Source organism: Acidobacteriota bacterium, from assembly GCA_040752915.1.
In the GTDB taxonomy this organism is placed as follows: domain Bacteria; phylum Acidobacteriota; class UBA4820; order UBA4820; family DSQY01; genus JBFLVU01.
In genome coordinates, this window is sequence record JBFMHB010000128.1 from 1 (window position 1) to 3,535 (window position 3,535).

Consider the following 3,535-nt stretch of genomic DNA (forward strand, 5'->3'; position numbering starts at 1 on the left):
GGGACAAGAGCCGCGGGTTCGTCCTTTCCGGGCGGCCCTAAAGGGCCGCCGGATCGGATTCGGGGGGCCGCCCGGCCTCCCCCGGGTCCTCGATTCGCTCGACGACGATCCGCAGCCGCGCCACCAGGGCGGCGAGGGCGCCCAGGGCGGCCCACACCGGGAGGAGGACCGCCCCCACCACGCCGAGGGTCAGGGGGACCTCGATGAGGGTCTCCCCCTCCGCGTTCTTGATCGTGATCCGGCGAATGTTGCCGCTGTGGATGAGGTCCTTGACGCGGCCGAGCAGTTCGTCGCCGCTCACCGAAAACTCCTCCCTTCGGACCCTTTTCCTGGCCATGGGCGCCTCCCGATCCGGGCAAGGGATGATACGCTCTCCCCCCGGCGGGAGTTCTCGAGCCTCCCGTTCCGCCGCGGGAACGAGGTCTCACTCGTAGTCGGGCACCCTGCGGGGCTCCGGTGCGAAGCTCCCGTCCCGGACCTGCCGGAGAAAGCGGGTGAGGTGTCGGAAGTAGGCCTCTTGGTCGTCCCAGAGCGAAAAGTGGCTTCCGCTGGTGCAAACGGCCGCCCGGCCGTTGGGCAGGAGGCGCACCATCCGGCGGATGTCGGCCGGGTTGACGGTGTCGTAGTAGCCGACGAGAAGGAGCGTGGGCGCAACGATTCGGTGCAGGTCGGACCAACGATCCCAGCCCTTGATCCTTCCGGTGACGGCGAGCCCGCTCGGACCGCACAAGAGGTCGTGAATGCGGGTGTTCTGGTTTCGAAAGGACCGCTCCAGCGGCTCGGGCCATGGAGCGAGCCGGCACAGGTGGCGCGGGTACACCATCCCCATCAAGGCGTCCCGGTATTCGGGGGCCTGCGTGAGCCCTTCCCGCTCGCACCGCTCGAGTACGGCGCGGACCTTCTCGGGCAGTTCGGCCCGGAGACGATTCATGTGCTGGACGTGGGAGGCGACGCTCGCCGTCACGTTGGACAGGACCAGGGCCTTCAGGTGCCTGGGATGGGCGAGGGCGTACTCGATGGCGAGCATGCCGCCGAAGGAATGGCCGTAAAGAACAAAGTCCGCCAGCCCCAGGGCGGCCCGCACCTCCTCGACCTCCTCGGCGTACCGGTTCACGGTCCACAAGGAGTCGTCTCCGGGCCTGTCCGAGTTCCCGCACCCGAGCTGGTCGTAAAAGTACAGCGTGCACCCTTCCGCCGGAAGAAAATCCCCGAGGCATTCGAGGGATTCGTGGGTCCCTCCCGGTCCCCCGTGGAGGATGAGCACGGGCGTGCGGCCCGAGCCCACCCGCCGGGTCCAGACCCGATGGGTTCCCCCCGCCACCGGAACCCGCCGGACTCCCGCCGTTCGGATGGCCACTTCCGGTCCCGGGACGGGAAGACCTTCCGGAAAGGTGAGGCGGCGGAAGATGTCGGAGGCGCCGGGAAGCCGCGCCTCCTCCGCCGGGATCGCGGAGCGGGAGAGGGCGGCCCCCGCAAGGGCCGCGGCGCCCGACTCGAGGAACGTCCTGCGCGTCATACGTGCCATGGCGCTCTCCACTCGGCCGGTTCGGGCCGGCCCCGAATCGGCGGTCCTAAAGAGACCGGATCTCGGTGGCGAAATGAGGGGCGGGGGGACCGAGCAGGTGGCCCTGGCCCAGGGTGACCCCCAGGGCCCGGATGGCCCGGAGCTCCTCCCCCGTCTCGATCCCCTCCGCCACGAGTTGGGCGTTGATGTTGCGGCTGAGGATGAGGAGGGACGAGACCAGCTCCTGTTTGAGGAGGTTCAGGTGGATGTCCTTCACCAGGGAGATGTCCACCTTGAGGTACGAGGGCCGGACGTGGGTGATGGTCTGAATGGAGGAATAGCCCGTACCCAGATCGTCCAGCGCCACCTGGTACCCCATGGCCAGGTAGTTCTGCATGATGGTCCGGAAGGCGTCGTAGTTCTCGATGGCGTGGCGCTCGGTAAGTTCCCAGACGACTTCCGTGGGCGTGAGGCCGTATTGGTGGAGGAGTTCGACGGCGGGTTCGCCGAGGAAGTCGGGATCGTCGAGGGTCGTCGGAAGCGTGTTGATGAAAAGTTTCGGCTCCCCTTGAGAATCTGTGCATGAAAATGGGGTAAGGATGTTGAAGAGCATGAGCAACGCCAGCTACTTATGGAGTTCTTGGAGGCTTCATAAGTGGAGGGCCGCTCATGCTCGTGGAAAGTATCGTTCGAAAGACGCTGGGACTCAAGGACCACCGGGTGGCGGGTGTGAGACAGAAGGGGGAGGACCTTTTCGTAGCCCTGGACCTGAGACGAGGCCGCAAGCTGCCGTGCTCGGGGTGCGGGCGCCGATCGCGGGTCCGGGACCGGCTGGCGGAGAGGACGTGGCGCCATGTGCCGCTGTGGGGCATCTCTGTGAGGCTCTCTTACCGGCCCGCGAGAGTGCGGTGCCCTTCCTGCGGGGTGGTGGTGGAGCAAATCCCTTGGACCGAAGGAAAGAGTCCCCTGAGCGCCGGACTGATCCACGTTCTGGCCATCTGGGCCAGGCTTCTGGCATGGGAAGTCGTCGCCAGGCTCTTCGGAGTCTGCTGGAGCACGGTGGCCTCGGCGGTGCGCAGTGCCGTGAAGTATGGCCTGGCCCACCGGGATACATCCTTCGTCCGCCACATCGGCATCGATGAGATTAGCCGCAAGAAGGGACACGTGTACATGACCCAGGTGTACGACCTCGACCGGAAGCGGCTGATCTGGAGCAGTGAGGGCCGAAGCGAGGAGACCCTGCGGCGCTTCTTTGAGGAGTGGGGGCCCGAACGGACGGCCCAGATCGAGGGAATCTGCTGCGATATGTGGGCTCCTTACGTGAAGGTCATTAAGGAGCGGTGCCCCGACGCGGTGCTCGTTTTCGACAAGTTCCACCTGGTGCGCCACCTGCTCGAAGCTGTCGATCGGGTCCGAAAGATGGAGGCGAGAGCACTCAAGGCCAAAGAGCCCTCGCTGCTGCGCGGCACCCGCTACCTCTGGCTGAAAAACCCCTGGAACCTGACGCCCCACCAGAAGCAGCGCCTGGGGTACCTCGAACGGCTCAACCTGAAGATCCACAAGGCCTATCTTCTCAAGGAGCTTTTCCGCGAGATCTGGACCTACAAGCGGAGGGGATGGGCCGCGCGCTACCTCAAGAAGTGGTTCTGGTGGGCCACCCACAGCCGCATCAAACCCCTGCGCGACTTCGCCTGGCTTCTTCGCCGCCATGAGGAGGGCATCCTTGCCTACTTCGACCTCCGCATCGACAACGGCGCCACCGAAGCCATGAACAACAACGCCAAGCAGGTCAGCCACCGCGCCCATGGCTTCCGCACCCCCGACACCTTCGCTCTCAACCTCTACCACTGCCTTGGACACCTCCCACTACCTCATACCGTGCACAGATTCTTGTGAGGAGCCAAAGTTTCTTTCCTTCGGGCCGATTCCTCGCCGCCTCCAGGGCGGCCATCTTGCACTGGTGGTCCAGCTGGCGGCTCAGGCGCGACTGGCGCGCGAAGGTGAAGAGCGCCTCAGGCCATTCGTAAGGGG

4 protein-coding genes are annotated in these 3,535 nt (G+C 65.7%); 1 reads left to right on the top strand and 3 read right to left on the bottom strand.

Features of this window, described 5'->3' with window-relative positions:
- Positions 1 to 37: 37 nt before the first annotated feature.
- The 3 genes from AB1824_13310 to AB1824_13320 all read right to left on the bottom strand — a co-directional run bounded on the left by AB1824_13310 (position 38) and on the right by AB1824_13320 (position 2,117).
- Positions 38 to 337 (bottom strand): DUF4342 domain-containing protein, encoded by a 300-nt coding sequence (locus tag AB1824_13310; protein ID MEW5765939.1) that lies wholly within the window; start codon positions 335 to 337, stop codon positions 38 to 40.
- 87 nt (positions 338 to 424) lie between these two features.
- Entirely contained in the window at positions 425 to 1,525 is a 1,101-nt protein-coding gene (locus tag AB1824_13315; protein ID MEW5765940.1) for a proline iminopeptidase-family hydrolase, read from the bottom strand.
- A gap of 46 nt (positions 1,526 to 1,571) precedes the next feature.
- Positions 1,572 to 2,117 (bottom strand): EAL domain-containing protein, encoded by a 546-nt coding sequence (locus AB1824_13320; GenBank protein MEW5765941.1) that lies wholly within the window; start codon positions 2,115 to 2,117, stop codon positions 1,572 to 1,574.
- 56 nt (positions 2,118 to 2,173) lie between these two features.
- Here AB1824_13320 and AB1824_13325 point away from each other — a divergent pair, with 56 nt between their 5' ends.
- Entirely contained in the window at positions 2,174 to 3,400 is a 1,227-nt protein-coding gene (locus AB1824_13325; protein MEW5765942.1) for an ISL3 family transposase, read from the top strand.
- Positions 3,401 to 3,535: the final 135 nt, after the last annotated feature.

Excerpts from the sequence above, each read along its gene's own strand:
- AB1824_13310 (MEW5765939.1), bottom strand. The coding sequence starts at position 337 with ATGGCCAGGAAAAGGGTCCGAAGGGAGGAGTTTTCGGTGAGCGGCGAC.
- AB1824_13315 (MEW5765940.1), bottom strand. The coding sequence starts at position 1,525 with ATGGCACGTATGACGCGCAGGACGTTCCTCGAGTCGGGCGCCGCGGCC.
- AB1824_13320 (MEW5765941.1), bottom strand. The coding sequence starts at position 2,117 with ATGCTCTTCAACATCCTTACCCCATTTTCATGCACAGATTCTCAAGGG.
- AB1824_13325 (MEW5765942.1), top strand. The coding sequence starts at position 2,174 with ATGCTCGTGGAAAGTATCGTTCGAAAGACGCTGGGACTCAAGGACCAC.